Origin of the sequence: Planomonospora corallina, from assembly GCF_042650625.1 — a bacterium.
Lineage (GTDB): Bacteria > Actinomycetota > Actinomycetes > Streptosporangiales > Streptosporangiaceae > Planomonospora_B > Planomonospora_B corallina.
The window spans coordinates 26,662-28,619 of sequence record NZ_JBHSBM010000026.1 but is presented as its reverse complement, the minus strand read 5'-3'; the positions used below and the strand labels follow the sequence as shown (position 1 = coordinate 28,619).

General features: G+C 73.6%; 3 protein-coding genes. All 3 read left to right on the top strand.

Features of this window, described 5'->3' with window-relative positions:
- The first annotated feature begins 205 nt into the window (after positions 1–205).
- Positions 206–721, top strand: a complete 516-nt coding sequence (locus ACFOWE_RS23780) for a flavodoxin family protein (protein ID WP_377291405.1) — start codon at positions 206–208, stop codon at positions 719–721.
- Between the two features lie 211 nt (positions 722–932).
- Positions 933–1,628 carry an alpha/beta hydrolase gene (locus tag ACFOWE_RS23775; RefSeq protein ID WP_377291403.1) on the top strand — a complete coding sequence of 232 codons (696 nt, stop codon included), beginning with the start codon at positions 933–935 and terminating at the stop codon, positions 1,626–1,628.
- Positions 1,629–1,684: 56 nt separating this feature from the next.
- A complete protein-coding gene (locus ACFOWE_RS23770) occupies positions 1,685–1,939 on the top strand; it encodes a hypothetical protein (protein WP_377291401.1) in 255 nt (84 codons plus the stop codon).
- Positions 1,940–1,958 lie beyond the last annotated feature (19 nt).

Genomic DNA, 1,958 nt, shown 5'->3' with positions numbered 1-1,958 from the left:
GGTCCTCGGTTTCCGGGATCCTCCGTTCCCGAGGTCCTCCGTACGGCGGACCGCACGCAGAGGTCCTTCGTCCCGGGCACACAGGCCATCGGCCCCTACGGCCGGCCGGCGGCACGCGGGACGCTGGAGACGCCGAGCGGAGGTGGCGGACCTCCGCACACGGACCCGGCCACACCGGCATCCAGGCGGAAGGAGAGCGATCCCGATGCGTGCACTCGTGGTGTTCGAATCGATGTTCGGCAACACCCAGGCGATCGCCGAGGCGGTCGCCGAGGGCCTCACCACCCGGATGGACGTCGAACTCGCCGAGGTCTCCGACGCGCCGACGGTCATCGCCGACGACGTGGACCTGATCGTCGTCGGCGGCCCCACCCACGCCTTCGGCATGAGCAGGCCCTCCACCCGCCAGTCGGCCGCCGAGCAGGCACCCGGCGGGCTGATCTCCAAAGGCGCCGGACTGCGCGAGTGGCTCACCGCCCTCGACCGGCGCCCCGCCCGCGTGACGGCCGCCGCCTTCGACACCCGCGTCAAGAACCCCTGGGTCCCCGGCTCGGCCGCGCGCGGCGCCGCCAAGCACCTGCGCAGGCACGGCTTCCCGGTCGTCACCGAGGCGCACAGCTTCTACGTGGCCGGCACCTCCGGCCCCCTGCTGGAGGGGGAGACCGAACGCGCCCGCAACTGGGGCGCGGAACTGGGCGCCGCCCTGCTCGCCACCCGCTGAGCGGCCCCGCGCCGAGCCGCCGCCGGCCGATCGCGACGGAGCGGGCCCGCGGCCATCCATCCCGGCCGGGCCCGGCCCGGCCGGCGGGCCGCCGGAACGGAGTCCCACACCACCGCGATTACTGAAATATGAAGCTATAGACCCTTTCATCCAGACGGCAGCGGGCACGGGGAGGGTGCACCCGACAGCACCACGGTGAAAGGTGATCGCAGTGCCGGTACCGGAAACGGCTCCAGCCCACGCCCACCCGGACGAAGGAGCCCGGCACGGCCGCCTGACCGCCCGCCCCGCCCTCACCCCCTCCACCATCGAACCCGGCACCCACCACCTGACCGGACAGGCCCTGCTGCACGTCCCCCGGACCCCCCACCCGCCCACCCGCCTGGCCGTCGTCCTCCACGGCGCCGGCGGCACCGCCGAACAGGCCCTCGGCTGGCTGGCCCCCCACGCGGCCGCCGCCGCCACGATGCTCCTGGCCCCCCAGGCCATCGCCTCCACCTGGGACATGATCACCGGCGGGTACGGGCCCGACGTGACCCGCCTCGACACCGCCCTGCACGAGACCTTCGCCCGCACCACCGTCGAGCCCGGCCACGTCGCCATCGCCGGCTTCTCCGACGGCGCCTCCTACGCCCTGTCCCTCGGCGTGACCAACGGCGACCTGTTCACCGCCGTCCTGGCCTTCTCTCCGGGCTTCATGGCCCCCCTCGTCCGGCACGGCCGCCCCCGCTTCCACATCTCCCACGGCACCGGCGACCGCGTCCTGCCGATCGAACGCTGCAGCCGGCGACTCGTCCCCCAACTGCGGAAAAGCGAGTACCCCGTCACCTACGAGGAGTTCACCGGCGGCCACGAAGTACCCGAGCAGACGGCCGCCACCGCGATGCGCTGGTGGACCGGCGGATGAACCCGCCCGCACCGGCCACCGACCGGACCGAGACGGAAGAAAAAGGGGGAGCACAGATGGTCCGCAAGAAGATGGAGGGCAACGAGCAGCAGCGCCGCGCCGCCGCCCGCAGGGCCCGCCAGTCGGGCAAGAGCCCCAGCGAGGAGAACGCCACCACCGGAGGCTCCAAGCAGCGCCACTCCCGGCCCAAGAGCGAACCGCACCACCACGAGGAGCGCACCGCCTCACTTCACCGCGGCAAGCAGCAGGGCGGACAGCAGCAGGCCGGCCAACCGCACACCCAGCCCGGCTACCACAGCCCCGACCGCTGACCCCACGGCCACGGCCGCG

What these genes read in the sequence shown, in the direction of transcription:
- ACFOWE_RS23770 (WP_377291401.1), top strand. Translation starts at nt 1,685, where the DNA reads ATGGTCCGCAAGAAGATGGAGGGCAACGAGCAGCAGCGCCGCGCCGCC.
- ACFOWE_RS23780 (WP_377291405.1), top strand. Translation starts at nt 206, where the DNA reads ATGCGTGCACTCGTGGTGTTCGAATCGATGTTCGGCAACACCCAGGCG.